Here is a 26,739-nt window from a genome sequence, read left to right on the forward strand (position 1 = left end):
CGGTTTGTTATCCGGTCGTGATCGAATGTTGCGCGAAATTGCACCATTCGTGAAACATTCGGAAGGGTACAATATAGTGCTCGACAGCGGCCGAGGCGGCGTGTTCTCTCAAACGAGACACACCTGCTTGAGGTTTTCCGGCATGGATTTCGCGCAATTTCATCATCTGTTTCTCGTCTATGTGGCCTATGTCATCGCGGTGGCAAGCCCCGGTCCCAGCAATATGGCGATCATGGGAGCCGCGATGCACCAGGGTCGTGCACATGGCGTGGCCGTGGCGCTCGGCGTGCTGACCGGCAGCTTCTGCTGGGCCTGTCTCGCCGCTGCGGGGATTTCGACCGTGCTCACGCGCTATGCCGAGGCGCTGATCGTCATGAAGATCGCCGGCGGGCTTTATCTGCTCTTTCTCGCGTGGAAATCGGCAAAATCGGCCATGTCCGAAGAGAGTGCTGCGGTCTCGGACGCGGTTCCTGCAAGCCGTTTCGCGTCTTATCGTCGTGGCGTCCTGCTGCATCTGACCAACCCCAAGGCTATTCTCGGCTGGGGCGCCATCATGACGCTGGGGCTCAAGCCCGACGCGCCGGCGCATACGCTCTTCGCCATCATCGGCGGATGTGCGGTGCTGGGCTTCATCGTATTTGTCGGCTATGCGCTGCTCTTTTCAACGGCGGCGATGGCCAACGGCTATCGCAAGGCGCGGCGCGTCATTGAAGGCACGCTTGCTCTCGTCTTCGGTTATGCCGGGTTGAGGCTGCTTCTTTCGAAGCCCTGATCAGGCGGCTCGCGCTTTCTCGATCATCAGAGCGACTTCGTGCAGGTCGTGCGCGACCGCCGTGCAGAAGGGGCGGATCTCGTCGGTGGGGTCGAGGAGGTCCGGCACCATGACCGCCATCATGCCGGCGGCATGGGCCGAGCGGATGCCGTTGTGGCTGTCTTCCAGAGCGAGGCAAGCGGCTGGATCGACGCCGAGGCGATCGGCGGCCATGAGGAAGGGATCGGGCTCCGGCTTGCCCTTCGGATAGTCCCCCTGCGCAACGATGGCGTGGAAGCGACGGGTGATGTCGAAGGTGCCTATCTTGAAATCGACCTTGTCGCGTGGCGACGAGGTGGCGATGGCGCGCGGGATTTCGAGCCGGTCCAGCAGGTCCAGGATTTCGATGACGCCAGGCTTGATATCGAGGCGCAGCTTCAGAAGGGTTTCGTAATGCGAGATCCAGACCGGGCGGAATGCTTCCGCATCGAATGTGTTGCCCAGTCCCGACATCAGCCGCGTCCGGATATCCGGCCATTGCCGGCCAATCAGCGTCCTGAACAGTTCCCAATCGACCGTGTGACCGAAATGTGCCGCCGCCGTCACGGCAGATTCGAAGGATAGCGTCTCGGTGTTGAACAGCAGACCGTCCATGTCGAAGATCACGGCGGCAGGTCGGCGGGGCAGAGGCATCGGGAGGTGATTCCTGAAAAGGTACGTCTGAACGTGTCTGTAGCGGTTTTCGCATCCGTTGTGTAAAAAATAGAAATGCCCCGGAGTCGGTCTCCGGGGCATCATAACATGCAAATTGATCGATCAGAGCTTGCCGGCGCGCTGCTGGATCATCATGAATGTGTCGAACGTGTATTCGCCGACCTGCGCCCAGAGATAGGCGTCCTTCTTGAAGGCCAGCTGGTCGTCATAGACCTTCTTGAAGCTGGGGCTCTTGGCCGAGAGATCGGCGTAGATCTCGACGGCGGCCTTGTAGCACGCTTCCATGATTTCCTGGCTGAAGGGACGCAGCTGCGTGCCCGAACCGACAAGCTCCTTGAGCGCCGTCGGGTTCTTGACGTCGTATTTCGCCATCATGTTGGTGTTGGCGAAGGCGCAGGCGTCCTGCAGGATGGCCTGATAGTTCTTCGGCAGGGCGTTGTATTTCGCGAGATTGAAGAAACCGTGGACGACCGGACCGCCTTCCCAGAAACCCGGATAGTAATAGTATTTCGCGACCTTGTTGAAGCCGAGCTTGGCGTCGTCATAGGGACCGACGAATTCGGCAGCGTCGATCGTGCCCTTTTCCAGCGCCGGATAGATGTCGCCGCCGGCGAGCTGCTGCGGCACGACGCCGACCTTTTCGAGGATCTTGCCGGCCAGGCCGGCGATGCGCATCTTCAGGCCCTTGAGGTCGTCCAGTGTATTGATTTCCTTGCGGAACCAGCCGCCCATCTGAACACCCGTGTTGCCGGCGGGCAGGCCATAGACGCCCTGCGTGGCATAGAATTCGTTCATCAGCTTGTTGCCGTTGCCCTGGTAGAACCATGCATTGGACATGCGGGCATTGAGGCCGAAGGGCAGCGCGGTGCCGAATGCGAAGGTCGGCTCCTTGCCCCAGAAGTAATAGGAGGTCGTGTGCGCGGCCTCGACCGTGCCGGCAGCCACGGCGTCAAGCGCCTGAAGGCCGGGGACGATTTCGCCGGCAGCGAAGGTCTGGATGGTGAAGGCGCCGTTCGTTGCGGCGGAGACGTGCTCGGCGATATCCACGGCGCCGCCCCAGATCGTGTCGAGCGACTTCGGGAAGGACGAGGTCAGACGCCAGGTGATCTTCGGATTTTCCTGGGCAATGGCGGGTGCCGCAAGCGTGGTGGCTGCGGCGGCAGCGCCCGCGCCGGCAACTCCGGCTTTCTTGATGAATGAACGACGATCCATGAATAACCTCCCGATTCGTTTGGTTCCGCAGCCCGGTTTCCCCCTCTGTGCCGCAGAGTGCAGGAAGCTAACCATTTTGGCTCCCTGCTGGCAAGCGCGCCTCTCAAAATTTCTTTCTGTAAGTGGCTGCAAGCAAATATCTTTTTGATAAATATGCCGAACATTTCCGGGTGCGTTTGCTCTTCATATCGCCGCAATTTTGATTGACTTGCGTCAGTTGTGGCGTGATGAATGCAAAACTTGATCAAATCGGAGACCCCTTCATGAGCATGCCGATCGTTGCCATCCCTGCCGATATCCGTGAACTTGACGGAACGACCTGGCACGTGGTGCAGACGCAATATGTCAACGCTGCCGTCGTCGGTGGCGGACTGCTGCCGTTGATCGTGCCGGCGCTGGAAGATGGTCACGACATTGACGAAGTGCTCGACCGTGTCGATGGCGTGCTGCTGTCTGGCTCGCGCTCCAACGTTCACCCTTCGCTTTACGGCAAGGTGGCCGAGGAGAAGGACGGACCTTTTGATCCGGCGCGCGATGCGACGACCATGCCGCTGATCCGCCGCGCCATCGAGCGGGGCGTTCCGTTGCTGGCGATCTGTCGCGGCATTCAGGAGCTGAACGTCGCGCTTGGCGGCACACTTGCCAGCGAGATCCAGGAGATGCCGGGCGTTGCCGATCATCGCCGCCGCGACGTTCCGGACCGCGACGTACAGTATGAAATCCACCAGACGGTGCATGTGAAGGAAGGCAGCTGCCTTGCCGGCGCGCTCGGTGCTGGCCAGTTCAAGGTCAATTCGCTGCATCGCCAGGCGATCTCGGATGCCGCTCCCAATCTGGCTGTCGAAGCGGTTGCTGAAGACGGCACGATCGAGGCCGTCTCGGTCATCGGCGCGAAGTCCTTTGCCGTCGGTGTCCAGTGGCATCCGGAATATTGGGTTGGCAAGGACGGCCCGTCCAATGCGCTGTTCAAGGCGTTTGGCGAAGCCGTGCGCGATCATGCGGCAGCGCGCAAGTTGAACGATTGAGAGCTTCCATCTATCCTCTCCCGCACAGGGAGAGGAAGGGACTTCACTGGACGGCTGTCAGCGTCAGCGCAGCTGATGGTGGCTCGACCGCGACATAGCCGATGCCGTCGCCGGGGGCGATCATCAGCAGCTGCTTGCCGGACTTGTCGGTGAGCGCCACACTACCATCGGCATTTTCGGTCCAGTTGCGGGCCTGATCGAGGCCCGGCCAGACATCGTCGCAGCCCGGCTCGCTTTTCAGGACGAAAGTGCGCGCCGAGGCGTGTTTGCCGCGATTGACGACGCAGGCCTTTCCTTCCGCAATATTGGCGACGGAGTAGCTTGATGGGTTGCCGACCGCGGCGGTCTTCATCGGGTCCACCCCCGGCGTCTGCTGGGGCGAGGGCGCGAAGTAGCTGGCTGCTGCGCCCGCAATGGCGACGGCCGTGGCGATCATGATCATCTTCATGTCTCTCTCCTTTGTCTTGGGAGACATCCGCTTTTCCGGTCCATCATTGTGGTGACGAACACATCAAGCGAGGTACCTGCATGCCTATAAAAGCATGTTGCGCCTCATTTCCTAACAGAAGTCTAAAGCGCAGGAGAGATATTAACTGCTTATTGCGGTCAGACGATGACCAAGGTCAATTGCGGCTTGTTCACCCTCTGAACGGCGTCTCGGGGACCGGAGTAACCGGGCGTCCCTTCTCGAACCAGGAGATGAGGTTTTCCGCCGTCAGGTCAGCCATGGCGTTGCGCGTCGGCACGGATGCCGAGGCGACATGCGGAAGCAGGCAGGCATTGTCGAGCGCGATAAGCCGCGCAGGCACATGCGGTTCGTCCTGAAAAACATCGAGGCCGGCTGCAGCGATGACCTTGTTTTCGAGCGCATCGGCAAGCGCCTCTTCATCCACCGTCCAGCCGCGACCGACATTGATCAGAACGCCGTTGGGGCCGAGGCGCTTGAGGATATCGGCGTTGATCGTCTTGTGCGTTTCGGGCGTCTTCGGGACAATGCAGATGAGGGTGTCGACGGCCTCCGCCAGCGCTTCCAGCGACGGATAATAGCGGTAGGAGACGTCCTTGCGTTCCGAGCGCGTGTGATAACTCACCGGCAGATTGAAGGCCGCCACGCGCTGGGCGATTTCCAGGCCGATGCGACCGAGGCCATAGATGCCGACGGAGCGGCCGCGCAGCGACAGCGGCGAGAGCATGAAGGCGCCGTCCTTTTCCCAGCTCCCCTCGCGCAGCCAGGTTTCGGCGCGGGGCAGAAGGCGGATGGTGTTGATCAGCAGGCCGAGCGTCGTGTCGGCCACTTCCGCGTTCAGCACGTCGGGCGTGTTGGTGACCATGATATTGTTGGCGGCGGCATGGGCGACATTGACGCCATCGTAGCCGACACCGAAATTGGCGACGATTTCGAGGTGCGGCAACGCGGCCATCAGATCGGCCGGCATGCCGTTGAATCCGGTGGCGCCGCGCACCTTTCCAGCAATCTCCGGCGTCACGAGAGCTGGGTCCGGCCGGTCAAGGCGGATCAGGTCGAAATGCGGCTGAAGCCGCTCGATGACGCGCGGGTGGACCTTTCCGGCGGTGAGGATCGAGACTTTCGACATGGGTTTTCTGCCTGTTCGTTTCACGCGATTGCAGGCGCAACCAAGATCGCGCCGGTTCGAAATTTGCGCCGGGATCAGGTCCGATGCAACGGGGCGGTGGATTGACGGATGCGCATTTCCGGCTTGATCAGATGCATGCCGTCCGGCTCATGGCTGCCGGAGAGCTTGTCGAGCAGCGCGCGTGCGGCAAGGCGGCCCACTTCCGATTGACCGTTCCACACGGTGGTGAGGCCCGGCGTTGCAATGGCCGCTTCTTCCAGGTCGTCATAGCCGGTGACGGAAATGTCGCGGCCGGGCATCAGGCCGGCACGCGCGATGCCGTTCATGAAGCCGATCGCGACAAGGTCGTTCCAGCAGACGGCGGCGGTCGGCTTCTGTGGCAGCGACAGGAAATGTACGGCCGCCTCGAAACCGCCCTGCTTGGAGCGGGGACCGGCAATGCGCAGTGCCGGATCGACCGGAATGTTCGCCTTCTTGAGAGCGTTGACATACCCCTGATAGCGGTCGCGGCCCGTCGAGGTCTGGTCGGTGCCGCCGACCATGGCAATGGTGCGGTGGCCAAGGCCGATCAGGTGATTGGTGGCCAGCGAAATGCCGTAGCTGTCATCGCCGCGATAGGTCGGCAGGTCGAGGTTCTCGACCGAACGGGCGACAAGGATGGCGGGCATGCCGTTGTTTTCGGCAAGCTCCAGATCCTCGCGGGGCGTGCCGATGGCGGGCGACATGATGACGCCGTCGCCGCCGAGCTGCAGCAGCGTCTCGATGAAATTGCGCTGCTTATCGACCGAGTCATAATGGTTCGACAGGATGAATGTGTGGCTGGACCGGTCGAGTTCGCTCTCGATAGCTTTGAGGATTTCCGCGTAGAACGGGTTCTGGATGTCATGCACGACGACGCCAATGATGCCCGAGCGGGAGGTTCGAAGGCTCGCGGCGCGGCGGTTGTAGATATAGCCGAGCGCGCGGGACTGTTCCTTGATCTTCTCGCGGGTGGCGGCGGCGACGAGCGGACTGTCGCGCAGCGCCAGCGAAACGGTGGCGGTCGAAACGCCGAGCGACTCGGCGATCGTTGAAAGCTTGATCTTTTGCGCCACGTTGCCTCCCCGACGCTATCCTCACGCGGGGTCTTCGCCCCGCTTCCAGATCATTTTGGCATGATCTGCTTTTCCGTTTGCCGCGCAGGGTTAGCGAAAACCGGTTTCCATGTTTTCGCCCTGGCGCTTTGGCCTACTTAAAAATTTTAAGTAAACTGTTTTAACGGGGCTTGCAACAATTTCGATCTACCGCCCAAATTCAACTATCGGCGGAGAGGGCCGTTTCAAGATTGTCACTGACCTGCTGGAGAAGTTCGAGCAGGCGGCGCATCTGCTTTTCGTCGAGATCGCGGAAGGCGGCATCCATGACCGTGGTGCCGGATACCTCCACGCTCTCAAGCTTGGCGCGGCCATCGTCCGTCAGCCATACGGTGGTCTGGCGACCGTCCTCGCCGCCCTTGCGGGTGAGCAGGCCCTGCGCTTCCATGCGGGTGATGGTGCGGGTAATCGTCGGCGGCTTGACGCCGAGGCGGGTGGCGATGGCACCGGCGGTGAGGCCATCTTCCTCGCCGAGCGCGGTCATCACGCCTTCCTGTCCGCCGTAGAGACCGACATCGCTCAGCGTGCGTGAGGTCAGGGTGCGGAACTGGCGGGCGACCTGCGCGACCTCGAAGGCGATGTCAGCCGGGCTGGCCGACGACTTGCTGCGCTTGCCGTCTTTTTTCTTGTCCTTGTTTTTCTTTGCCATCTGCCCGCTTGCCTCCGTGCCGAAGCACGTTATGACTCCCCTGCACAAGGGATACCGGAGGTTTCGGGACCTGTCCACGCTGTCGGGAGGCCAAATGGCAGGAAAAGACGATCGCATCGCGGTGCTTCCGCTGGGCGCCCATGAGCAGCATGGGCCACATCTGCCTTTTGCGACCGACACCATCATTGCAACCGGCGTTGCCCGCCGGGCTCAGACGCTTTTACCGAAAGACCTCGATGTGCTCTTCCTGCCGACCGAGGCGGTCGGCTATTCGATCGAGCATATCGACGTGGAGGGCACGCGAACGCTGACCTACCAGGAGGCTATCGAGCGCTGGCTGGGTATTGCGGAGCGGTTGAGCGAGGAGGATATCCGCCGTCTCGTTCTGCTCAACGCCCATGGCGGGAATTCTCCGCTGATGACCATCGTTGCGACCGAGGCGCGGGTGCGGTTCGGCATGCTCTGCGTGGCATCGAGCTGGACACGCTTCGGAGCGGAAGCAGGCCTTGTCACGCCGGAGGAAAAGGCGATAGGCATCCATGGTGGTGAGATCGAGACCTCTGTCATGCTGGCGCTGGCACCGGAGCTGGTGGACATGGACAAGGCGCGGGACTTTGATTCCCGGCAAAGCGATTTCATTTCCGATTTCAAGCATCTGCGCGCTTACGGTCCGCATGCCTTCGGCTGGATGATGCGGGACCTCAATGCTGACGGTGTTGCGGGAAATGCGGCGCTGGCGACGGCGGAGAAGGGACGCGAGATGATCGACCGCGCAGCGCGCGGCCTGATCGAACTGCTGCGGGACGTCGCGCGTTTCGACCTTTCGCTGTTCGACGCTATAAAGACGCCTTCAGCAGCGGGTGACCGGCCAGGAAATCGATGAAGGCCCGCACCTTGGGGCTGCGATTGCCGCCGGGCGGCATGATTGCGTGGATCGGAAAGGGGTCAATGCGGTGCACGTCCTTCAGGATTTCGATGAGGCGCCCCTCCTTCAGGGGTTGCACCACCGTGAGACGCGCCAGCCGGCCAATGCCGAGCCCAGACAGCATCATGTCGACGATGACGTCAGCGCTGTCGGTGATGAGGCTGCCGCCGACCTCCTGCAGGTTCACGCCTTCCGGGGATGCGAAGGGCCAGCGGCGGAGGTAGGGGAAGCCGGAAATCACGATGCAATTGTGGTTCGCCAGTTCCGCCGGTGTTTTCGGTACGCCGTAGCGGTCCAGATAGGCGGGGCTGGCGCAGATGGCGCGCGAGGACTCGCCGATCTTTCGGGCGACGAGTGACGGATCGCCGAGTTGGCCCATGCGGATCGCCACGTCCCATTGCTCGCCGATCAGATCGACCTGCCGGTCGGCAATGCCGAGATCGAGGCGTATCTTCGGATAGCGCGCCAGGAAGTCCGGGATGATCGGACCCAGAACATAGCGGCCGAAGGCGGTGCCGGTGTTGACGCGCAGCAGGCCCGACGGTTCGGCTGCGCTCGCCATGACCTCCTGTTCCGCGTCCTCGACGGCTGCGAGGATGTCGCGGGCGCGGGCGACATACATCGCGCCTTCCGAGGTCAGCGACAGGCGGCGGGTGGTGCGGGCGATCAGTCGGATGCCGAGTCGCGATTCCAGCCGACCCACAAGCTTGGAGACGGCGGATGGCGTCAGCGCCAGATCGTCTGCGGCCTGCGCAAAGCTTCCCGTCTCCGCAATCCGGCAGATGGCCTGCATTTCCTTGAGAGAGGCATCGGACATAGCTGAAAAAAATTCACTTATGTGAGGAATTTTCTGGCCATTATCATCTTACAGGAAAGAATTAAGATCAAGGCCTATCGCGCAAATTCGAAGCATAAGGCTTCGCAAAGGAGATCGACATGGCCGAGATTGACAGCACCCTTGCCGGCAGGTTCGAACTGTTGGGTGAAATCGATGCCTCGCCACGGCGCGAGCTTCGCGAGATTGAGGTTCCAACCGACATCTGGCCGGGCACACGATCAGATATGGCAAGCCTGGAGCGAAATGCCGAAGAATGGCGGCGCGAGGAGCGCCGCCAGGCAGTAACAGGATTTGTTCGCAAACTGTTCAGGCGGTAACGGGCGAGAGACCGGCCGTCGGCGCCGCAACCGGCTTGGCGGACTTTGCCTTCTTTCGGTTCGCCTCGTCGCGCATGTCCAACCAATAGGCGGCAATGATCTGGATGAAGACGCCGTTGGCGATCAGCAGCAAGCCGGTCTCCGGCCAGTTGCCGATGACGGCCATGATCGCCTGGGCGAGTACGGCCAGAACCGTGCCAATCAGGAAGATCGCGAGGCCATGGCGGCCGATGACAGCCAGCGGATTGTCATGATCCAGCCGCGTGATGCGCGACAGGAACGGCACCGACAGGAATATGTAGACAAGCGCCAGCATATGGGCGAGGCGCCAGCCGGTCAGATAGGTCTTGTCGAAACCGGTCAGCACGAAGGGCAGGCCGAGCGACAGGCTCGAATGCGCGCCAAGGCCCATGATCGTCCAAAGTGCGGCAAACAGAACGAAGGTGATGGAGGCGGCGAGCAGGCCGGGGCTGCCGCCGATGCGGCCGCCGCGGGCGATGTAGCGTGCGCCGACATAGCCGATCACGAACAGGAACTGCCACGACAGCGGGTTGAAGAACCAGACGCCTTCTTCCAGCGTGCGCGGCGGGCCGATGCGCCATGTTCCGGCGAGCGCCCAGATGAGGGCGGAGACGGCAATCAGCATGGCGGGATTGCGGCGTTCCAGCCAGATCATGGCCGGCGCCAATGCCATCAACGCCATATACATGGGCAGAATGTTGTTATAGCCGAGCTGGTGGCCCAGCGTCGTCAGCGCAACCAGGCCCTTCATCGGGGCTTCCATGACCGGGCCGATGGCGACCTGCGTCATGAGGTCGGGGCGCAGGAACAGCCAGGCGGCACCGACGAAAATGCCCAGCGTCAGAAGCGTGCCGGCCATATGTGCGGCGAAAAGCGTTACAACACGACGCCATGCCTTGACGGTGAGCGATCCAAGATTGGTGAGGTCATACTTGCGGCCATAAGCCAGAGCGACGGCGATGCCAGAAATCAGAACGAAGAGTTCGGAGGCATCGGAGAAACCGAAGTTCTTCATCGTCCAGTGCTCCAGCGGCTGGCCGGGAACGTGGTCAACGAAGATCATGAGAAGGGCGAGCGCGCGCAGAACGTCAAGCCGCGTGTCACGGCGGCGTACGGGTGTTTGCGTGGGAACAGCTATTGCGGGCGAAGCGTATGTCGCGGACATAGGTTGTCTCCTTTCGCCCGACAACGCACGGACGATTCGCTTGTTCCATCATCTTCAAATGGGAGCGAAGCAGAAGTGCGTTCGGGTTGTGGCTGCATTGTGAAATTAGCATGACAGCCTTACTTTTCCGACCGAGGCTTTTAATTCGCCACGATTGTTGCGATCGGTGGTAGGGCCGTCCTATATAGGCAGCAATTCGAAGCCCTTTCCCCGAAGGTGGACCATGACCGAAGTGCAAGCGATCAAACCCATTCCCGTCACCGTGCTGACCGGCTATCTCGGCTCCGGCAAGACGACGCTGCTGAACCGCATTCTCACGGAGAACCACGGCAAGAAGTACGCGGTTATCGTTAACGAATTCGGCGCGATCGGCATCGACAACGATCTGATTGTCGAGTCGGACGAAGAAATTTACGAAATGAACAATGGCTGCGTCTGCTGCACCGTGCGCGGCGACCTGATCCGCGTCGTGGAAGGCCTGATGCGCCGCCCCGGCCGTTTTGACGGCATCATTGTCGAGACCACGGGCCTTGCTGATCCGGTTCCGGTGGCGCAGACCTTCTTCATGGACGACGATGTGCGCGCCAAGACCGAGCTTGATGCGGTCGTGGCACTCGTCGACGCCAAGCATCTGCCGCTGCGTCTGAAGGACAGCCGCGAGGCCGAAGACCAGATTGCCTTTGCCGATATCGTTATCATCAACAAGACTGACCTCGTCTCGCATGACGAACTGCATCAGGTGGAAGATGTCGTGCGCGCCATCAATCCGGCTGCCCGCGTGATGTTTGCCAAGCGTTCGGAGGTCGATATTGCCAAGATCCTCGATCAGGGCGCGTTCAACCTCGAAAAGGCGATGGAAAACGATCCGCATTTCCTCGACGAATACGAGGATCATGTCTGCGGTCCGGATTGCGATCACGATCATGACCACCATGACCACCATGGCCACGATCACGGCCACCACCATCATGATCATGACCATCATCACCACGACCACGGGCATGATAATGGCCACCACCATGGCACGCCCTCGGCGATCCACGATGTGACGGTGAAGTCGATCTCACTGCGCGGCGGCGAGATGAACCCGGACAAGTTCTTCCCGTGGATCCAGAAGGTGACGCAGACCGATGGCCCCAAGATCCTTCGTCTGAAGGGCATCATCGCCTTCACCGGCGACGAGGAGCGCTACGTCGTGCAGGGCGTGCACATGATCATCGAAGGTGACCATCAGCGTCCGTGGAAGGAACACGAAAAGCGCGAAACGCGCCTCGTCTTCATCGGCCGCGATCTCGACCAGGAAAAACTGGAACGTACCTTCAAGGCCTGCGAAGCGCAGACGGTTGCGGCGTGATGGTTGCAAAAGACGCTGGCTCAGTGAGTGCCAAACTGGTATGGTACCGCTCATGAGCGAGCTGAAAGAGCACCCAGACCTCGAGTATATTGCATCAGGTGTAGGCGAAGCGCCTGCACCTGAACATGACGCTTGGGTGCGTCGGACGGTTGAAAGCCGGCTGGCGAAAAAGAAAACCGGAAATACGGCTTACCGCAATCTTGATGAGGTCGCGGCGGAATTCGGGTTCGATGCACGTTAGATTTTCGGACGATGCTCGCGCCGATCTTCGTGCCATTCAAGGTTATATCCGTGAAAGAAATCCGGCGGCCGCGCAGAGGGTCATCGACGCAATTCTTATGATCGCCTTATCAGCTTGAGAGTTTTCCGCTCCTGGGAAAACGGGTCGCGTGCAGGGAACGCGCGAAATTTCGGTGCCGCAATATCCCTATTTTCTCGTCTACACTATAACGGATGAATATCACGTCGATATAGAAGCCGTGCTTCATGGCCGACGACTTTATCCGCCGGAGCCGGATTGACGTCCCAGCGGACCGTTTCCCGCCTTCCCACCTGCTCCAACATTGTCTAAACAGCAGCCACTGAAGACAATTCATGCTGAGAAGAGACCCGCCATGCCCACAGTTGCTCCGCTTGATCTCGAAGGCCACATCGTCGGTGCGCATTTCCTTGGCGATGTTCCCTTCTTCACGTCCGCGTCCGGCGAGGTTCATCGCCTCGACATGGGCCACAAGACGGCGGCCGCGCATCAGGGCCTGCTCGCCTCCATCAAGGATGAAGCCAGCAACACGCTGGTGACGTCAGGCGAGGATGGCAAGGTCAACCGTGTTCATGCGGATGGGCGTGTGGAACTCCTCGCCGAGGAGCCGCGCAAGTGGATCTCCGTCATAGCTGCGGGACCGCAGGGGGCTGTTGCCTTTGGCGTCGGCAAGGAAGCCAGGGTGCGGCTCGCCGATGGCACGGTGAAAAGCTTCACCGAACAGCGCACGGTGGAAGCTATTGCGTTCGCGCCCAAGGGCCTGCGGATTGCCGCCGCCCGCTACAACGGCGTGACGCTGCATTGGGTGATGACCGCTGGGGCGCCGATCGATCTCGACTGGAAGGGCGCACACAATGCCGTGACCTTTTCGCCCGACGGGCGCTTCGTTGTCACCGCCATGCAGGAAAATGCGCTGCATGGCTGGAAGATTGACGTGAAGCCGGGCGAAGAGGCGCGACACATGCGCATGACCGGCTATCCGGCCAAGATCAAGTCGATGTCCTGGTCTGTGAAGGGCAAATGGCTTGCCTCGTCCGGCGCGCCGGCCGCGATCGTCTGGCCGTTTTCGGCGAAGGACGGTCCGATGGGCAAGCCGCCGCTGGAACTCGGCACGCGGGGTAACATCATGGCGACCGCCGTCTCCTGCCATCCGGCGGAAGAGGTTGTGGCCATCGGCTTCATCGACGGAATGATCCTGCTTGTGCGGTTCGCCGACGAGAAGGAAGTGGTGCTGCGTCGTCCCGGCAAGGGGGCGATCACCTCCATGGCGTGGTCGAAGTCCGGAAAGTTGCTGGCCTTTGCCTCGGAAGCCGGCGATTGCGGCGTAGTGGACATCGCGGGGTGACACGATGCCGATGCCGCAGGAATATTTCCACGCATCGCGCGACTTCGAGGCCTTCATGGAGGCGCTCAGGCGGATCTCCCTGCTGCAGACGACACATCAGTGTTACACCATGGTCGAGGCGGTCTTCCACGCGCTGCGTTGCCATATGACACCGCGCGAGGCGCTGCGTTTCGCCGATCATCTGCCACCTGTTCTCAGGGCGATCTTCGTGTCGGCCTGGGATGTCGAGGCTCCCGTGCTTCCGCTGACCGATCGCGCCGGGCTGCAGCGCGAAATTCTGGCTCTCCGGCACAATCACAATCTTTCGACGCCTTCGGCGCTGGAAGACGTGGGTGCTGCACTTCACGAAACCATGGACACCGCGGAGTTCCATCGTTTGCTGGAGGTCCTGCCGCGTGAGTTTGCCAGTTTCTGGCGCTGAGATATTTCCTTCGATCGATTGGTGATCAGCTCTGTTCCACCGGGAACAGCGGTCCCGTTATGGCGCGTCTATACCTGTCTCCATCAGATGCCAGCCAACCGGAGCTAAGCCTCCACACGATCAGCCAAAGGCTCGGGATGAGCCATATCGGGAGACATGACCATGACCAGGATACGCACTCTCTTCGCCCAATCCGCACTTGCAGCCGCTCTTGCCATCGGTGCCGCCGGTGCTGCACATGCCGATATCGCTACCTATTCGACATCCATCAGCGCGCCTTCTGCCAATGCACCGAGCAACGCGCCGGGCAATACCCCGAGCGCGGAAACCCCCTCCAACAGCGACGTTCAGGACACCAAGACAAACTCGGGTGGCAACGGCGGCAATTATAACGGCGACCCTTTCATCTCCACCTACAACACTCAGATTCCGAACAGACAGAAGCTGCCCAAGGAGCAGCTGTTGCGCAAGAAGCCCTGCCGGGGTCCCATCTGCAAGACTGAAAACGCTTCCATGGATGGCGAGGTCTGCTTCTATACGGGTGTCAACTTCACAGGCGCGCATTTCTGCGCGACGATCGGGACCAGTGCGCCCAGCCTGCCTCCCCGGTGGAACGACCGCATTGCCTCGGTCGAGGTCAAAGGCCTCATCAGCGCCAAGGTTTGCTCCGATCGCGGCTATTCCGGCCAGTGCCTGGTGATCGACGCCAGCCACCCCAGGCTCTTCACGCTGAACAGAGAGATTTCTTCGTATACCGTGCGGCGCTGAAATCGTGTGGGAGCGCGGTGACTGGAGCAATTCCAGCGAAAGTGGAAACCGGTTTCGCGTCCGGAATTGCGCAAAAACAAAGAGATAGATCGTTTCAGAGTTTCTATGAGACATTGAAACGATCTAGAAGCCGCGCTCCTGACCGCTCCAAAGGAAAAACCGTCCCGTCTGCGGCATGCCAAGCGCTTCAGCAAGCGAGAGAATACCTGCCGCCACCTGAGCCGGGTCCAGATCGGCCGAGGGGCCGCCCATATCGGTTTTCACCCAGCCCGGATCGACCAGCACGACCGGGATTTTCTCGTCTTCCAGCGCCGTTGCCAGTCCCTGCATCACCTTGTTCACGGCCGCCTTGGAGGCGCGATAGGCGATCTGGTCGGACTTGCGGTAGCCCATGAAGGACATCTGACTCGAAATGGTAAGAATGCGGCCACGGTCCGAACGCCTTAACGCTGGCAGGAAAGCCTGCGAAACGGCAAGCGGGGCGATGGTGTTGATCGCCAGGGTTTCGGCAAAGCCGTCGAAATCCATGGCGAGCGGCGATTGCCGCTCCGGCCGCGGCCCGATGATGCCGGCATTGTTGATCAGGATATCGACCGGGCCGGCAACCGAAGCTGCTGTGCGGCTGACAGCGGCTCTGTCGGTGACGTCGAAAACGAGAGGCATGAGTGCCTCGCCGAGGTCGCATTGCAGTTTCGCCGCATCGGCCTCGCTGCGCACCGAGCCGTAGACCGTATGGCCTTCGGCGAGTGCCGCGCGCGCCAGCTCATGGCCGATGCCGCGACCCGCTCCCGTGATGACGATTGTACTCATGCCTCGTTTCCTTTCACCATTCCAGTTCCATATGCGGCCGGCCGTTGGAGGTTTTCTCGATGGTTCGGCCGTCTTCGCCGATCGTGCAGGTGACGCGCTTGCGGAAGGCGGAGAAGCTGTCGAATGTGACGACATCCACCGCTTCTTCGAAATCGAATGTAATGCGATAGCGCCCCGGCGCGTGCGTGAGGGCCTGCACGGAGAGGATTTCGGCCCTGAAGGGCTGGCCGAGATAGTGGCCGGAGACCCTGGAGCCCAGCATCCACGGATTGAGCGGTGGGCGGTTGCCGGCTTTCGCGGCAATCGTGTTCCAGTCGCGGAAGCCGTATTGGGCGGCGATCAGTTCCAGTGCCTTGGAGTGGGTAATGTCCTGGGCTTCGTCCTTCAGGCGGCTGCGCAGGCGCCTGGCCTGGTCCTTGAGGGTTTCGAGCGAGGGAATGGGCATCGATTGTGACATGGTTGAAGTCCTTGCCGCATTCGCATTGCCGTAATCGGGACCCGCATTGCCGATGGCGCGAATGCATCAAAGCTTCGGTCATCAATCGGTAGGTTCGATGCAGGTCCTTGCGAGCTGCATCGGGAACTTCACCAGGGCCAAAAGCCAGCGGGCGGCAGGCGTTCCCAAGCCGTGAGACAAGCTTATGCCTCAAAGCGCGGCTGCAATCAAGCGACGGCGGGAACGGCCATCAGCACCGCGACGTAGTGGAGTGCTGCGGCAGCCAGCACATGGGTGTGCCAGATCGCGCGGGAATAGGGCAGGCGGTCGTAGTGATAGAAGATCGTGCCGGCCGTATAGGTGATGCCCCCGCCGAGCAGCAGGATCAGCACGCTCGGATTTAGGTTCTGGATCAGCGGCCAGACAGCGACAATGCCGAGCCAGCCCATGCCCAGATAGAGGAAGAAGCCCGCGCGGGGCCAGCGGTGGAAGAAAGCCAGCTTCATGACGATGCCTATGATGGCCAGCGTCCATGAGGAAATCGCAAGACCCCAGCCCAGCCAGCCACCAAGCCCGATAATGCCGATCGGCGTATAGGTGCCGGCGATCATCAGGTAGATGGCCGCATGGTCGAAGCGGCGCAGGACAGCCCGCACCTTGCTGTGAATGGTCAGGTTATAGGCGGCCGAAAAGGAGAAGGTGGCGATCATTCCGACGCCATAGACGGTCAGCGGCCAGATCCAGTTGGCCGGCAATTTCAGGCTCGCCCAGACGATCAGCGCAGAGGTGGCGGCAATCGCGGCCGCGACCCCGATGACATGGACGACGCCGTCAGCAAAGTGTTCCCAGGGGGTGTGCGGCAGCTGGAATCGGTTCATGAGCAGTCGTGGTCCGGTCGGGGTTGTTATCGTCAGCAAAGTGTACCGGGCTGTGACGTTTCAGGCAATCGGCATCGCTGCGACATTCCCGCCCGGCGGCAGAGAACTGCGTGTTAGTGTTAATGTCGCATGCTGCATGTGGCAGACACGACGAGGCTCCCTAGGGCTCCGTCCGGAGTTGGCGGCCCGCAGGCCGCCATTCCATGATCAGGCACTCGCCCGGAAGTCGGAGTCGTCTTCGTCGGGGCCTCCCATCGACATGTCGAGCATGAGGCCTCTGACCCGCGCCTGCTGTCTTGCGACCGTCTGACCCGCCTTGGGCTGGGATGTCTTTGCGGCCGGCTTCGTGGGGGCCTTTTTCTTCTGCCTCGCCTGCAACGATCGGTCGGCGCCTGCCCGCGGCTGTGCGTCCTCGCCATTGTCGACCGTGAAGAAGGCGATGGAGGCCCGCAGCTCCTCGGCCTGTTCGGCCAGTTCTTCTGCGGTTGCCGACATCTCTTCCGAGGCACCGGCATTCTGCTGGGTCACCTTGTCGAGTTGCTGGATGGCCTCGTTGATCTGGCCTGCGCCAATATCCTGTTCGCGGCAGGCCGCAGAGATTTCCGCGACCAGTTCCGCGGTCTTGCGAATGTCAGGCACAAGGCGGGCGAGCATGCCGCCTGCCTCGGTCGCGACATCGACCGTTTCCGTCGAGAGGCCGCTGATTTCGGCCGCGGCCGACTGGCTGCGTTCGGCAAGCTTGCGCACTTCGGAGGCGACAACTGCAAAGCCCTTGCCATGCTCGCCTGCGCGGGCCGCTTCGACGGCAGCATTCAGGGCCAGAAGGTCGGTCTGGCGGGCGATCTCCTGGACGATGGAAATCTTTTCGGCAATCTTGCGCATGGCCGTCACGGCGCGGTTGACGGCATCGCCCGAGGCCTCGGCGTCCTTCGAAGACTGACGCGCGATCTTTTCGGTCTGGGCGGCATTGTCGGCATTCTGCTTGATGTTGGAGGCCATCTGTTCCATCGAGGCCGCCGCTTCTTCAGCGGATGCTGCCTGTTCGGTTGCGCCTTGCGAGAGCTGTTCCGAACCGGACGACAGCTGTTGCGAGCCGGCCGAGACGTTTTCGCTGGCGACCAGTGCGTCGGTCACGACGCCACGCAGCCGCTCCACCATGGACAGTAGCGCAGTTCCAAGCGTGTCCTTGTCGGAAAGCGGCTCGGGCTCGACGGTCAGATCGCCGGCTGCGATCTGGTTGGCAATGTCTGCCGTGTTGCGCAGGTTGTCGACCAGATTGTTGATCGCGTTCTTCATCCGCTCGTGGTCGCCTTCGCATGCAATCTCGACCCGCTCTGTCAGATCGCCGACGCTAACCTGCCGGAGTACGCGGTTGCCCTCCGAGATCGGGAGAATGATCGCGTCCAGCATGCCATTGATTCCGGAGACGAGCTTGGCGAAATCCCCGACGAAACGATCGGCGGCCCCCCGCTCGGAAAGCTTGCCGGCCGTGGACGCAGCGATCAGGCGCTGAAGTTCCAGGGTGATCGCCCGCAGATTGCCGCGCAGCGTCTCGATTGTCTCGTTGATGAAGGCCTTCTTGCCGGGGAACTGCTCGAGTGGCGCTTCGAAATTGCCCTCGCCCAGCTGCTTAATGCAGGCCATGGCCTTCTTCTTGACGGCGATATGGCCGGCGACCATGTCGTTGATCCCCTTGGCCATGGTGCCGAAGTCACCCTTGAAGCGCTCGACGGGTAGAAAGACATCGATATCGCCCCTGTCATGTTCGGCCGACATGTTGTTCATTTCACCGATCAGGCCCCGCAGATTGCCGCGCAGGGTTTCGATCGTTTCGTTGATGAACGCCTTCTTGCCCGGCAGCTGTTCGAGCGGAGCATTGAAATTGCCCTCGCCAAGCTCCTTGACGCAGGCCATGGCCTTCTTCTTCACCGCGATATGGCTACCGACCATGGCGTTCACGCTTTTGGCCACCGCTGCCATGTCGCCCCTGAACTCCTCCACCGGCAACATGACATCGATGTCGCCCTTGTCGTGATCATCCGACATGTGCGTGATGGATGTCGCAAGCTTCTGCATCGGCTGGATGCCCGCTTCCAGCAAGAGGTTGATTGCCTTCAGTATCTCTCGGGCGCTGCCCGTCGCGACATCGACATTCGCCCGGTCGGCGAGGTTCCCGTTCGCGTGGCTGGCGGAGACGCGCTGGATCTCGGCCAGAGCAACCTCACATTTCGAGGATTTCTTCATTTGCGTGTAGAAGGACATGCGATTTTCCTGTCGAAGCTGCTTCGGATTGGATGACTCTTGCAAATTTCAAGCGCTTTACGGCCGCCGCCTTTCTAAAGGTGGACGGGCCGGGGGGCCCGCGAACCCGAGCCAGTCCGTTCGGGCGGTGTGAACGGGATAGCGGTTCTTCAGAGCCGGAGCCCGTTCCCGCTTCGGGCTCCGGTTCAAGAAGCCTATGGGTGAGTCACGTCTGACGATAACGAAAAAGCACATGATTTCCTCTCGTCGCCTGCTGCTAACAAGGAGCAATTATGCGAACTAGATCATGGGACGGGATGCTGTTTCGCGTGCCGCGAAGGGATCATCGATACCAGATGTTGCGCAACTCAGATTAGAAATCTTAATCGTTAACCGTATCCTAAAGTGGCATCCGCAATTTTAGCGATTTCTCATACGGTAGTCGCGACGCGTAATTTGAAAATGGGGCGGGTTGCCGTTTTTGGGGATATTATGAGGATATCAATGAGCGTTTGAACGCCCTGGATTTGCGATGCCCGGCTAATTCCGGCGCGCTCATCACGCGGCCATTGTCGGTCTGAATTGATCGAGGATGAAGCTCGGTTCAGGCTCATGCAGGATCATCGGACCTGCAGACCAACAGACAAAAAAGGCGCTTCGATTTTCAACCGAAACGCCCTTTAATTCATGAATTTGGATGGTGGGCGTGACAGGGATCGAACCTGTGACCCCTACGATGTCAACGTAGTGCTCTCCCGCTGAGCTACACGCCCATCCGATGTCGGCGCATAGATCATAAAATGCTTTGCGCCGTCAATAGGGTTTTTGAAGCTTTTTTATCAATCCGTGGAAAAGCTTCGGTGGCCGCCTTTTCAGGCAGCCAGCATCTTGTTGACCTCGTCGACGAGGTCGCGAAGGTGGAAGGGCTTGGAGAGAACCTTGGCGTCCTTGGGGGCGCGGGAGTCCGGGTTGAGCGCCACGGCGGCGAAGCCGGTGATGAACATGACCTTCAGGTCCGGGTCGAGTTCGGTCGCGCGGCGGGCGAGTTCGATCCCGTCCATTTCCGGCATGACGATGTCGGTCAAGAGCAGCGAGAAGGGCTCTTCGCGCAGACGGTCATAGGCGCTGGCGCCATTGTCGTAGGACATGACGTTATAGCCGGCGCGCTCGAGCGCCTTGACCAGGAAACGGCGCATGTCGTTGTCGTCTTCAGCAAGGAGGATCTTCTGGGTCATTTTCTCTGACATCTGGTGTTTTCTCGTTCAGGCGTATGAACATCAGTTTTAAGCTGCAGCGGGTAAATTTCCCGTGAACACGGCCTGCCAAGGCTAGGTATAACGCATGAGAAGCCGCTTTGGGTCTCTGCGAATGTTTTGACTTCACGCACGGCTGCTGGCAACATGTTTGATACTGCAAATCACCACAACAACAAAACATGGTAAAGGGGAATGATGCGCGGCTTGGACGAGGAAAGCATCGATTACGAGGTCTTCGAGCCCGCCGCTCATACAATCCCATTCGTGTTCAATTCCCCGCATAGCGGCCGACGCTACAGTCGCGAATTCATGGCGCAGTCGCGGCTCGACCCGCTGACGATCCGCAAATCAGAAGACGTCTATGTGGATGAGCTGTTCATTTCGGCCGTCTCGCTTGGCGCGCCGATGCTGGTCGCCCATTTCCCGCGCGCCTTTCTCGACGTAAACCGTGAGCCCTACGAACTCGATCCGCGCATGTTCATCGGCGAACTGCCGTCGCATGTGAACCGAAATTCCGTGCGGGTTGCCGGCGGGCTTGGGACGATTCCGCGAATCGTCGCGGAGAATACTGAAATCTACGGCGCGCGGTTGACGGCGGAGGAGGGGCTGGATCGCATCGAGGCCGTCTACAAGCCCTACCACGCCTGCCTGCGCAGACTGATCGCCCGCACGCATGTCTGCTTCGGGCAGGCGATCCTCATCGACTGCCATTCGATGCCGGGAAATATCCGCATTCCCGGTTCGCCGGAAAAGCCGGAGATCGTGATCGGTGACCGTTATGGCACAAGTGCGTCATCCCGGCTCACGAGGGCGGCCAGCGATATCCTCACCGATCTCGGTTTTGCCACTGTGCGCAACAAGCCCTATGCCGGCGGTTTCATCACCGAACATTACGGCCGCCCCGCCCGCAGCCTCCATGCCATCCAGATCGAGGTCAACCGGTCGCTCTATGTGGACGAGGTGACGCTGCAGCGGAAGCCTGAATTCCTGCTGGTGGCGGGGTTGCTGCGGGAGTTCATGATGCGGCTGGCCGATTATGTCGTGGAGACATCGGGCGATATGGCGTTTGCGGCGGAGTGATCCCTCCTCTTCCCTTGTGGGAGACGACAAGCCGCACCTTCCCCTCCGCCTGCATCCGCAGGCGGATTAGCAAGGCGGCCCGCGCTTGAGGATCAGGATCGGATGCGGTCTTGCCTCGGCAATCTCGACGGGTCGCGCTGGCGTTCCGCCGTTTTTACTAACTACCAATCAGTGCGGCGCGTCAGCGTGGCTCTCCGGATGCTGATGCCCAGAGACAAAGGCGGAAGCGTGAAAACCGGAGACAAACTCGGGAAAGGTTTTTACCCGAGGGTTTCGGCGTGGCAGAGCGCTTGTCCCCTTGAGAGGCGGGCTGCATGGCCGAAAAAAAACCGCGCCGTTGGGCGCGGTCAAATCTAGGGAGGAAACACCCAAGGAGGGTATTACAGCCGCGAGCGACTGTAAGATGACATTAATATTGCAGCGCACCAATGTCAACGGATTTGGCACAGGATTTAAGCAGATTTTTTCCGTGCTCAAATTTTACCCATTCCTGATGGAAGTGGCGGCAAATGTCAAAAGACGCTCTTTCCTCAGTCGCGAAATTCCGGTTTAAGAATAGCAACATCCGCACACGAAAAAGCGCGGCTCGCGCGCCGACACGAGGACCCCATGCTGCCAGACAGAGCGTTTTTCGATCGCCTTGCCGAAGTCGCCGCGCGCGAGACGCTGCCGCGCTTTCGAGCGGGTGCTGCGGTGGTCAACAAGGAGGCGGGCGGCTTCGATCCGGTGACCGAGGGCGACCGGGCAGCGGAAGAGGCTATCCGTGCCGAGATCGAGCGCGCCTTCCCGGATCATGGCATCCTGGGCGAAGAGCACGGCAATGTCGGGCTGGATCGCGAGAATGTCTGGGTGATCGACCCGATCGACGGCACGCGCGCCTTCATTTCGGGGCTTCCCGTCTGGGGGACGTTGATCGGGCTTTACAGCGGTGGCCGCGCCAAGATGGGTCTGGTGGACCAGCCTTTTACCGGCGAACGCTATTTCTCCGACGGCAAGGCGTCATATTATACCGGGCCGGGCGGCGCGCGGCAGATCAAGACGCGCGATTGCGGCGACATTTCCAACGCGACGCTGTTTTCCACCTCGCCGCATCTCTTTGCGGGCGAGGACGAGCGGAAATATCGTGCGGTCGAAAAGACCGTGCGGCTCTTCCGCTATGGCTGCGATTGCTATGCCTATATGCTGGTCGCCAGCGGCAATATCGATCTCGTGGTCGAGAATCAGTTGAAGCCCTACGATGTCGGCGGGATCATTCCGATCATCGAGAATGCCGGCGGCGTCATCACGACATGGGATGGCGGGCGGCCGGAAATGGGCGGGCGCATTGTCGCCGCCGCCACGCCTGCGCTTCACAAACAGGCGATGGAGCTGCTGGCAGGCTGATCAGCCCGTTGTCGTTTCCGAGGTCTCTTCCTCTTCGATCAGGCGGACCGGCTCGGCAAAGCCGCCGGGGATAAATGCGAGCAGGGCAGCCATGGCCTGAGCGCGATATTTCTCGGCCTCCTGGAAGACCTCGTGCTCCGACCCATCGATCGGGATCAGCTTGCCGGCGCGGAAGTAGCGCGACATGCGCTCTATCTCCGGATAGGAGGCGACGCGATCGGCCGTGGGTCCGAGGATCAGGGTCGGTACGGTGATGGATTGCAGATAGGCCGGCGAGACGACCTTGCGGCCGGCCTTCAGGCATTCACGGACCCAGCGCCATGTCGGGGGGCCAAGCGTCAGTTCCGGATACGCGTCGAAGATCGCCTGGTTTCGGGCGAAACGCCTGGGGTCCGAGGTGACGGCATTGGTTTCAAACTTCGAATAATCCCTGTCTTTGCGCGAGGCGCGGCCGCCGAAACCGATGAGGCACATGAGGAGCGCAACGAAGCGCACCATGCGGGGCGAGGGGCGCGTCGAGGCGAGGCCGAGAAACGGCGCCGAAACCACAATCCGCTCCACCCGGTTGCCGATGCGCCGCGCGCTCGCCAGAGCGATCAGCCCGCCCGTCGAGTGACCGACAAGGAAGAAGGGCAGCTTGGCGTCCGGCAGGACGATCTGCTCGAAGAAGGCGTCCAGGTCCTTCTGGTAGTCGCTGAAGCGGCGGACATGGCCGAGGCGCTTGTTCCTGGCAAGACGCGGCGAACCGCCCTGGCCGCGCAGGTCGAACGTTGCGACCCACAGGCCCGCATTGGTGATGTCGGCGATCGTCTCGGCATATTTCTCGATCGGCTCGCTGCGGCCCGGCAGGAGCACGACCGTTCCCTTCGGCGGGGAGGTCTTGCCTTTAAAGACGGCGTAGCGGAGATCGATCCCGTCATGGGTCCTGAAGGTGCCGTCCATATGCACGGGCGGCAGCGGATTGTCGGGGGTCTGATAGAGCAATGCGATCACCGGAAATTCGATTTTGCTAGATGGCGTCCGGCATTAACGCCGGACGCCATCTAGCTCTATGTTACACGCAATTCCGAACGCGAAACCGGATGCCACTTTCGCTGGAATTGCTTCAATCCTGTCATCACCTCTTGAAGCGCAAAAATCAATTCCCATCTGTTTCTTCGAAGATGCCAAACGGGTCTTCTTAAACCGTCTCCCGCCGCCTGAAACGGGGTGTGAGGCATTGAAAACATTGACTGACGTCGCTTCTCAGGAGGACATCATGCGTCACATCGACTACTCTCCCCTTTATCGCTCCACCGTCGGCTTCGACCGTCTTTTCAACATGCTTGACGGCGTTGGTCAGCCCGACCAGTCGCAGAGCTATCCGCCCTACAATATCGAGCGGACGGGTGAGAATGCCTATCGCATCACCATGGCTGTTGCCGGCTTCGACGAAAGCGAACTTTCCATCGAAGCGCGCGAGCATGCGCTGACCGTCAAGGGTGAAAAATCCGCCGAAATCGACAAGGATGTCGACTATCTCTATCGCGGCATTGCCAAGCGCGCCTTCGAGCGCCGCTTCCAGCTCGCCGACTATGTCGAAGTGCGCGGCGCCTCGCTAAAGAACGGCCTGCTCCACATCGACCTCGTGCGCGAAATTCCTGAAACGATGAAGCCGCGCCGCATCGATATCGTTGCCTCCAAGAGCGACGCTCCGAAGGCGATCGAAGGTCAGCTTAACTAACCCATCTCTCCTCCGGTTGAATGAAGAGACCCCCGGTTCCCTGCCGGGGGTCTTTTCGCGTCTGTCTCAGGCTATCTGCGCTTTCGGCGCAAGCCGGGAGAGGATCGCATCGAGTGAGATCGCCCCGCCGCCCTTGAGCGCCAGATAAACGAGCGGCACGCTCCAGAGCAGGCGTTGGTCGGAGATCAGGCTGTCGGGGAAGCGGTCGAAGAGCGCGCCGATTGTCTGGGCATCCGCCATATGGCCGAAGATATCCGTCAGCGTCTGGACGATGACGAAGCCGATCATGCCGACGGACGCCGCGCGGGTGAAGAGGCCGATGACCACCAGCGTCGGCAGGATGAGCTCCATATAGGTGCCGAGCGGCACGATGATCTTCCATGGGAAGAAGGGCAGCGCCCCGACATCGCCGCTCACGGCATCCATGGCCTTCGGCGCGATCTGGTAGAAGGCACCGTCCTGGATCTGGACGAAGCCGGCAAAGCCTTCGCCAACCTTGGTGCCGAAGGAGTTCAGAAAATAGAAATAGAGCACGGCGAAGAACACGAAACGGGCAAAGAGGCCAAGAAACCAGCCTTCCGTCAGCTTCTCGGCAAGGCCGAAGATGCCATCATGCAATTGCTTGATCTTCATCACAAAATTCATGTCAGGAAACCTCCATCCCCTCAAAAAGGACCTTTGAAAATGCGCCTGCCTGAATGATGGCCGAAATGGCGGCCGGCAGGTTGAAGCCGGGATCGGCGGAAAGGGCAGCGCCCGCCGCCTCGCCGAGCGTGTGACCCTCAATGAGCAGGCCGACGAAATCCGCGCCGCCTGTTGGCAGATGGCGAATTTCGGGATCGTAGGCGGGACGCGTGATCAGCCCGTCTTCCGCAACAAAGGGATCGAGGCCGTCCAGCGGTTCGCCGGCGCGGTCGCGGGCCATGATCGTCACGGCAGCGTGTTGAGCGCGCAATAGTCGCGTCGCCGGATGCCTGACGAAGGTGAGGCTCGCTAGCTGTTCCGGCGCGACCCGCTGCAGCACGGCGCCATCCAGCGGAGCGGCGTCGGCGGCATGAAAGCTGTCCAGCCACAGGCGCTCCAGCCGGGCGACCTCGGGCAGGAAGGGCAGGTCGGCCGCCGGTTCGAATCGTTCGATGAAATCCGGAAAGCTTGCGCCATATTCGAAGAGGAGGCGCGAGGCAGGTGGAGTGTCCTGCACGTAAAGCCTCGCCATGGCGCGGAAGAAGTCTTCGCCCACGAGGTTCTGGACGGTGGGAAAGACTTCCGAGAGCGCGTTGACAAGGCTGACGGTCACGTTGTTGCGATAGATCCCGAAGCGCTTGCCGGCGGGTCGGCCGTCGGGTGTCAGAAGGCCGTCCGGAATGGCGTGATCCGGATCGAGCAGGGCTGCGGCGAATGTTTCCTGACGTGATGACGAGGCACTACCCATGGCGCGCGCCCATCAGGTAGGTCGTCGCGTGGCGGGCAAGAATGGCATCGGCGGCTTGCGCTTCGCGGCGGAGCACCGGCCAGTCGGGAACGTCATTGTCCCATTCGACCAGGGTCGGCAGCGGGCCGGTCTGGCTGATGACGATATTGAAGAGATGCCAGACCTCGTCATCGACGGGGCGGTCGTGGGCGTCGATCAGCAGACGCGCGCCGTCCTCGTCTTCATCCTCTGCATGGCCGGCGAGATGGATTTCCTCGACCAGGTCGAGGGGAAAATCGTGCAGATACATCAGCGGCTTGAAGCGGTTGTTGACCGATGAGACCAGCACGTTGTTGACATCGAGCAGCAGGCCGCAGCCGGTGCGGCGGGCAATCTCGCGGATGAAATCTGTTTCGCTCATGGTCGAGCGTTCGAAGACCGCGTAGGTCGACGGGTTCTCGAGCAGGATCTTGCGATGCAGGACCGATTGTACGAGATCGATGTGGTCACACACGCGATCAAGTGTTTCCCGGTCATAAGGCACAGGCAACAAATCGTTGAAATAGCTGTCGTCATGGGTGGACCAGGCGAGGTGTTCGGACACCTGTTCCGGTTCGTAGCGTTCCACGACGGCCTTGAGGCGCGAAAGGTGCATGGCATCGATCCCTCTCTCGGAACCGATCGACAAACCGACGCCATGCACTGAGAGCGGAAAATGCTCTCGCATGCGGGTCAACAGGCGGTGCGGATGCCCGCCAGCTCCCATATAATTTTCCGCATGCACTTCCAGAAAACCGATCCGATAGCTATCCGCGAGGATCGCGTCGGCATGTACGGACTTGAAGCCGGCTCCGGCGCGAGCGGGCAACGTCTTGCCGTTTCGGGCAGGGTAGCCGAGAACTTCCGGTTTCATGAGATTGTTCCTTCAAATGGATTTGGTCATAAAAAAACCGGCGCCCCAGCCGGGGAGAAGCCCGGACGCCGGATCGTTGGGTCAATACCTCCGCCTCTGGTCTTCGTCTCGAGAAA

General features: G+C 60.7%; 29 protein-coding genes, 1 tRNA gene and 1 pseudogene. 13 read left to right on the forward strand and 18 right to left on the reverse strand.

The window, feature by feature from the left end; genetic code table 11:
* Positions 1-142 precede the first annotated feature (142 nt).
* Positions 143-772 carry a LysE family translocator gene (locus ABID16_RS14510; RefSeq protein ID WP_354557063.1) on the forward strand — a complete coding sequence of 210 codons (630 nt, stop codon included), beginning with the start codon at positions 143-145 and terminating at the stop codon, positions 770-772.
* Here the strand turns inward: ABID16_RS14510 and ABID16_RS14515 are convergent, their stop codons facing one another.
* Positions 773-1,444, reverse strand: coding sequence for an HAD family hydrolase (locus tag ABID16_RS14515; RefSeq protein ID WP_354557064.1), 672 nt, complete (start codon positions 1,442-1,444; stop codon positions 773-775).
* A gap of 123 nt (positions 1,445-1,567) precedes the next feature.
* Positions 1,568-2,677, reverse strand: coding sequence for a TRAP transporter substrate-binding protein (locus tag ABID16_RS14520; protein ID WP_354557065.1), 1,110 nt, complete (start codon positions 2,675-2,677; stop codon positions 1,568-1,570).
* Positions 2,678-2,940: 263 nt separating this feature from the next.
* On the opposite strand from ABID16_RS14520, the gene ABID16_RS14525 reads away from it, so the two are divergent.
* Entirely contained in the window at positions 2,941-3,702 is a 762-nt protein-coding gene (locus tag ABID16_RS14525; RefSeq protein WP_354557066.1) for a gamma-glutamyl-gamma-aminobutyrate hydrolase family protein, read from the forward strand.
* 43 nt (positions 3,703-3,745) lie between these two features.
* On the opposite strand, the gene ABID16_RS14530 is transcribed toward ABID16_RS14525, so the two are convergent.
* The 4 genes from ABID16_RS14530 to ABID16_RS14545 form a co-directional block, all read right to left on the reverse strand.
* Positions 3,746-4,150, reverse strand: coding sequence for a hypothetical protein (locus tag ABID16_RS14530; protein ID WP_354557067.1), 405 nt, complete (start codon positions 4,148-4,150; stop codon positions 3,746-3,748).
* 190 nt (positions 4,151-4,340) lie between these two features.
* A complete protein-coding gene (locus ABID16_RS14535; RefSeq protein WP_354557068.1) occupies positions 4,341-5,297 on the reverse strand; it encodes a 2-hydroxyacid dehydrogenase in 957 nt (318 codons plus the stop codon).
* 74 nt (positions 5,298-5,371) lie between these two features.
* On the reverse strand, positions 5,372-6,391 hold the full coding sequence (locus ABID16_RS14540) for a LacI family DNA-binding transcriptional regulator (RefSeq protein WP_354557069.1): 1,020 nt from the start codon (positions 6,389-6,391) through the stop codon (positions 5,372-5,374).
* Between the two features lie 199 nt (positions 6,392-6,590).
* Positions 6,591-7,079 (reverse strand): MarR family winged helix-turn-helix transcriptional regulator, encoded by a 489-nt coding sequence (locus tag ABID16_RS14545; protein WP_354557070.1) that lies wholly within the window; start codon positions 7,077-7,079, stop codon positions 6,591-6,593.
* Between the two features lie 94 nt (positions 7,080-7,173).
* Here ABID16_RS14545 and ABID16_RS14550 point away from each other — a divergent pair, with 94 nt between their 5' ends.
* Positions 7,174-7,962: a creatininase family protein gene (locus ABID16_RS14550; protein ID WP_354557071.1), complete on the forward strand. Its 789-nt coding sequence runs from the start codon at positions 7,174-7,176 to the stop codon at positions 7,960-7,962.
* Here the strand turns inward: ABID16_RS14550 and ABID16_RS14555 are convergent.
* Entirely contained in the window at positions 7,916-8,821 is a 906-nt protein-coding gene (locus ABID16_RS14555) for a LysR family transcriptional regulator (RefSeq protein ID WP_354557072.1), read from the reverse strand. The two genes, ABID16_RS14550 and ABID16_RS14555, sit on opposite strands and share 47 nt — an antisense overlap.
* A gap of 119 nt (positions 8,822-8,940) precedes the next feature.
* Between ABID16_RS14555 and ABID16_RS14560 the strand changes: the two genes are divergently transcribed.
* Positions 8,941-9,159 (forward strand): hypothetical protein, encoded by a 219-nt coding sequence (locus tag ABID16_RS14560; protein WP_354557073.1) that lies wholly within the window; start codon positions 8,941-8,943, stop codon positions 9,157-9,159.
* Here ABID16_RS14560 and ABID16_RS14565 read toward each other — a convergent pair.
* Positions 9,149-10,345 (reverse strand): OpgC family protein, encoded by a 1,197-nt coding sequence (locus tag ABID16_RS14565; protein ID WP_354557074.1) that lies wholly within the window; start codon positions 10,343-10,345, stop codon positions 9,149-9,151. The genes ABID16_RS14560 and ABID16_RS14565 overlap by 11 nt on opposite strands.
* Before the next feature lie 223 nt (positions 10,346-10,568).
* Between ABID16_RS14565 and ABID16_RS14570 the strand changes: the two genes are divergently transcribed.
* The 6 genes and pseudogenes from ABID16_RS14570 (at position 10,569) to ABID16_RS14595 (ending at position 14,492) form a co-directional block, all read left to right on the forward strand.
* Positions 10,569-11,699 (forward strand): CobW family GTP-binding protein, encoded by a 1,131-nt coding sequence (locus ABID16_RS14570; RefSeq protein WP_354557075.1) that lies wholly within the window; start codon positions 10,569-10,571, stop codon positions 11,697-11,699.
* A gap of 52 nt (positions 11,700-11,751) precedes the next feature.
* Positions 11,752-11,940 (forward strand): hypothetical protein, encoded by a 189-nt coding sequence (locus ABID16_RS14575; RefSeq protein ID WP_354557076.1) that lies wholly within the window; start codon positions 11,752-11,754, stop codon positions 11,938-11,940.
* Positions 11,930-12,220: pseudogene (locus ABID16_RS14580) on the forward strand (type II toxin-antitoxin system RelE/ParE family toxin). Before ABID16_RS14575 ends, ABID16_RS14580 begins: the two are co-directional and overlap by 11 nt.
* Positions 12,221-12,313: 93 nt before the next feature.
* The gene (locus ABID16_RS14585) at positions 12,314-13,303 is read left to right on the forward strand and encodes a WD40 repeat domain-containing protein (RefSeq protein WP_354557077.1); all 990 of its coding nucleotides are present in this window, start codon (positions 12,314-12,316) and stop codon (positions 13,301-13,303) included.
* A 4-nt stretch (positions 13,304-13,307) separates the two neighbouring features.
* Complete coding sequence (locus ABID16_RS14590; RefSeq protein ID WP_354557078.1) at positions 13,308-13,724, forward strand: DUF2267 domain-containing protein; 417 nt, start codon at positions 13,308-13,310, stop codon at positions 13,722-13,724.
* A 162-nt stretch (positions 13,725-13,886) separates the two neighbouring features.
* Positions 13,887-14,492, forward strand: coding sequence for a peptidase inhibitor family I36 protein (locus ABID16_RS14595; protein ID WP_354557079.1), 606 nt, complete (start codon positions 13,887-13,889; stop codon positions 14,490-14,492).
* A 123-nt stretch (positions 14,493-14,615) separates the two neighbouring features.
* On the opposite strand, the gene ABID16_RS14600 is transcribed toward ABID16_RS14595, so the two are convergent.
* The 6 genes from ABID16_RS14600 to cpdR1 all read right to left on the reverse strand — a co-directional run bounded on the left by ABID16_RS14600 (position 14,616) and on the right by cpdR1 (position 20,092).
* Entirely contained in the window at positions 14,616-15,302 is a 687-nt protein-coding gene (locus tag ABID16_RS14600; RefSeq protein ID WP_354557080.1) for an SDR family NAD(P)-dependent oxidoreductase, read from the reverse strand.
* A gap of 13 nt (positions 15,303-15,315) precedes the next feature.
* Complete coding sequence (locus tag ABID16_RS14605; protein WP_354557081.1) at positions 15,316-15,759, reverse strand: glyoxalase superfamily protein; 444 nt, start codon at positions 15,757-15,759, stop codon at positions 15,316-15,318.
* A gap of 206 nt (positions 15,760-15,965) precedes the next feature.
* A complete protein-coding gene (gene trhA, locus ABID16_RS14610; RefSeq protein ID WP_354557082.1) occupies positions 15,966-16,616 on the reverse strand; it encodes a PAQR family membrane homeostasis protein TrhA in 651 nt (216 codons plus the stop codon).
* Between the two features lie 207 nt (positions 16,617-16,823).
* Positions 16,824-18,860, reverse strand: coding sequence for a methyl-accepting chemotaxis protein (locus ABID16_RS14615; protein ID WP_435532428.1), 2,037 nt, complete (start codon positions 18,858-18,860; stop codon positions 16,824-16,826).
* Positions 18,861-19,555: 695 nt separating this feature from the next.
* Positions 19,556-19,630: transfer RNA gene (locus tag ABID16_RS14620), tRNA-Val, on the reverse strand.
* A 99-nt stretch (positions 19,631-19,729) separates the two neighbouring features.
* Positions 19,730-20,092 carry a response regulator CpdR1 gene (cpdR1, locus tag ABID16_RS14625; RefSeq protein WP_109858444.1) on the reverse strand — a complete coding sequence of 121 codons (363 nt, stop codon included), beginning with the start codon at positions 20,090-20,092 and terminating at the stop codon, positions 19,730-19,732.
* A gap of 216 nt (positions 20,093-20,308) precedes the next feature.
* Here cpdR1 and ABID16_RS14630 point away from each other — a divergent pair, with 216 nt between their 5' ends.
* Together ABID16_RS14630 and hisN are read left to right on the forward strand one after the other, a co-directional pair.
* Positions 20,309-21,193 (forward strand): N-formylglutamate amidohydrolase, encoded by an 885-nt coding sequence (locus ABID16_RS14630; protein WP_354557250.1) that lies wholly within the window; start codon positions 20,309-20,311, stop codon positions 21,191-21,193.
* A 609-nt stretch (positions 21,194-21,802) separates the two neighbouring features.
* Positions 21,803-22,576, forward strand: a complete 774-nt coding sequence (gene hisN, locus ABID16_RS14635) for a histidinol-phosphatase (RefSeq protein WP_354557084.1) — start codon at positions 21,803-21,805, stop codon at positions 22,574-22,576.
* Here the strand turns inward: hisN and ABID16_RS14640 are convergent, their stop codons facing one another.
* Positions 22,577-23,569, reverse strand: a complete 993-nt coding sequence (locus ABID16_RS14640; RefSeq protein ID WP_354557085.1) for an alpha/beta fold hydrolase — start codon at positions 23,567-23,569, stop codon at positions 22,577-22,579. It lies immediately after the preceding gene.
* Positions 23,570-23,834: 265 nt separating this feature from the next.
* Here ABID16_RS14640 and ABID16_RS14645 point away from each other — a divergent pair, with 265 nt between their 5' ends.
* Positions 23,835-24,299 (forward strand): Hsp20 family protein, encoded by a 465-nt coding sequence (locus ABID16_RS14645; RefSeq protein WP_354557086.1) that lies wholly within the window; start codon positions 23,835-23,837, stop codon positions 24,297-24,299.
* A gap of 66 nt (positions 24,300-24,365) precedes the next feature.
* On the opposite strand, the gene ABID16_RS14650 is transcribed toward ABID16_RS14645, so the two are convergent.
* From ABID16_RS14650 to bufB, 3 genes are read right to left on the reverse strand one after another with little or no spacing between them, the layout of a single operon-like run.
* Complete coding sequence (locus tag ABID16_RS14650) at positions 24,366-24,944, reverse strand: DoxX family protein (RefSeq protein ID WP_354557087.1); 579 nt, start codon at positions 24,942-24,944, stop codon at positions 24,366-24,368.
* A 1-nt stretch (position 24,945) separates the two neighbouring features.
* Positions 24,946-25,731, reverse strand: coding sequence for an HvfC/BufC N-terminal domain-containing protein (locus ABID16_RS14655; RefSeq protein WP_354557088.1), 786 nt, complete (start codon positions 25,729-25,731; stop codon positions 24,946-24,948).
* Entirely contained in the window at positions 25,724-26,623 is a 900-nt protein-coding gene (bufB, locus tag ABID16_RS14660; RefSeq protein ID WP_354557089.1) for an MNIO family bufferin maturase, read from the reverse strand. The genes ABID16_RS14655 and bufB overlap by 8 nt, the downstream gene beginning before the upstream one ends.
* Between the last annotated feature and the right edge of the window lie 116 nt (positions 26,624-26,739).

Source organism: Limnomicrobium aquaticum, assembly GCF_040545545.1.
Lineage (GTDB): Bacteria > Pseudomonadota > Alphaproteobacteria > Rhizobiales > Rhizobiaceae > Ensifer_A > Ensifer_A aquaticum.

Coding starts and splice junctions, on each gene's coding strand:
- ABID16_RS14510 (WP_354557063.1), top strand. CDS start 143: ATGGATTTCGCGCAATTTCATCATCTGTTTCTCGTCTATGTGGCCTAT.
- ABID16_RS14515 (WP_354557064.1), bottom strand. CDS start 1,444: ATGCCTCTGCCCCGCCGACCTGCCGCCGTGATCTTCGACATGGACGGT.
- ABID16_RS14520 (WP_354557065.1), bottom strand. CDS start 2,677: ATGGATCGTCGTTCATTCATCAAGAAAGCCGGAGTTGCCGGCGCGGGC.
- ABID16_RS14525 (WP_354557066.1), top strand. CDS start 2,941: ATGAGCATGCCGATCGTTGCCATCCCTGCCGATATCCGTGAACTTGAC.
- ABID16_RS14530 (WP_354557067.1), bottom strand. CDS start 4,150: ATGAAGATGATCATGATCGCCACGGCCGTCGCCATTGCGGGCGCAGCA.
- ABID16_RS14535 (WP_354557068.1), bottom strand. CDS start 5,297: ATGTCGAAAGTCTCGATCCTCACCGCCGGAAAGGTCCACCCGCGCGTC.
- ABID16_RS14545 (WP_354557070.1), bottom strand. CDS start 7,079: ATGGCAAAGAAAAACAAGGACAAGAAAAAAGACGGCAAGCGCAGCAAG.
- ABID16_RS14550 (WP_354557071.1), top strand. CDS start 7,174: ATGGCAGGAAAAGACGATCGCATCGCGGTGCTTCCGCTGGGCGCCCAT.
- ABID16_RS14555 (WP_354557072.1), bottom strand. CDS start 8,821: ATGTCCGATGCCTCTCTCAAGGAAATGCAGGCCATCTGCCGGATTGCG.
- ABID16_RS14560 (WP_354557073.1), top strand. CDS start 8,941: ATGGCCGAGATTGACAGCACCCTTGCCGGCAGGTTCGAACTGTTGGGT.
- ABID16_RS14565 (WP_354557074.1), bottom strand. CDS start 10,345: ATGTCCGCGACATACGCTTCGCCCGCAATAGCTGTTCCCACGCAAACA.
- ABID16_RS14570 (WP_354557075.1), top strand. CDS start 10,569: ATGACCGAAGTGCAAGCGATCAAACCCATTCCCGTCACCGTGCTGACC.
- ABID16_RS14575 (WP_354557076.1), top strand. CDS start 11,752: ATGAGCGAGCTGAAAGAGCACCCAGACCTCGAGTATATTGCATCAGGT.
- ABID16_RS14585 (WP_354557077.1), top strand. CDS start 12,314: ATGCCCACAGTTGCTCCGCTTGATCTCGAAGGCCACATCGTCGGTGCG.
- ABID16_RS14590 (WP_354557078.1), top strand. CDS start 13,308: ATGCCGATGCCGCAGGAATATTTCCACGCATCGCGCGACTTCGAGGCC.
- ABID16_RS14595 (WP_354557079.1), top strand. CDS start 13,887: ATGACCAGGATACGCACTCTCTTCGCCCAATCCGCACTTGCAGCCGCT.
- ABID16_RS14600 (WP_354557080.1), bottom strand. CDS start 15,302: ATGAGTACAATCGTCATCACGGGAGCGGGTCGCGGCATCGGCCATGAG.
- ABID16_RS14605 (WP_354557081.1), bottom strand. CDS start 15,759: ATGTCACAATCGATGCCCATTCCCTCGCTCGAAACCCTCAAGGACCAG.
- trhA (WP_354557082.1), bottom strand. CDS start 16,616: ATGAACCGATTCCAGCTGCCGCACACCCCCTGGGAACACTTTGCTGAC.
- ABID16_RS14615 (WP_435532428.1), bottom strand. CDS start 18,860: ATGAAGAAATCCTCGAAATGTGAGGTTGCTCTGGCCGAGATCCAGCGC.
- cpdR1 (WP_109858444.1), bottom strand. CDS start 20,092: ATGACCCAGAAGATCCTCCTTGCTGAAGACGACAACGACATGCGCCGT.
- ABID16_RS14630 (WP_354557250.1), top strand. CDS start 20,309: ATGCGCGGCTTGGACGAGGAAAGCATCGATTACGAGGTCTTCGAGCCC.
- hisN (WP_354557084.1), top strand. CDS start 21,803: ATGCTGCCAGACAGAGCGTTTTTCGATCGCCTTGCCGAAGTCGCCGCG.
- ABID16_RS14645 (WP_354557086.1), top strand. CDS start 23,835: ATGCGTCACATCGACTACTCTCCCCTTTATCGCTCCACCGTCGGCTTC.
- ABID16_RS14650 (WP_354557087.1), bottom strand. CDS start 24,944: ATGAATTTTGTGATGAAGATCAAGCAATTGCATGATGGCATCTTCGGC.
- ABID16_RS14655 (WP_354557088.1), bottom strand. CDS start 25,731: ATGGGTAGTGCCTCGTCATCACGTCAGGAAACATTCGCCGCAGCCCTG.
- bufB (WP_354557089.1), bottom strand. CDS start 26,623: ATGAAACCGGAAGTTCTCGGCTACCCTGCCCGAAACGGCAAGACGTTG.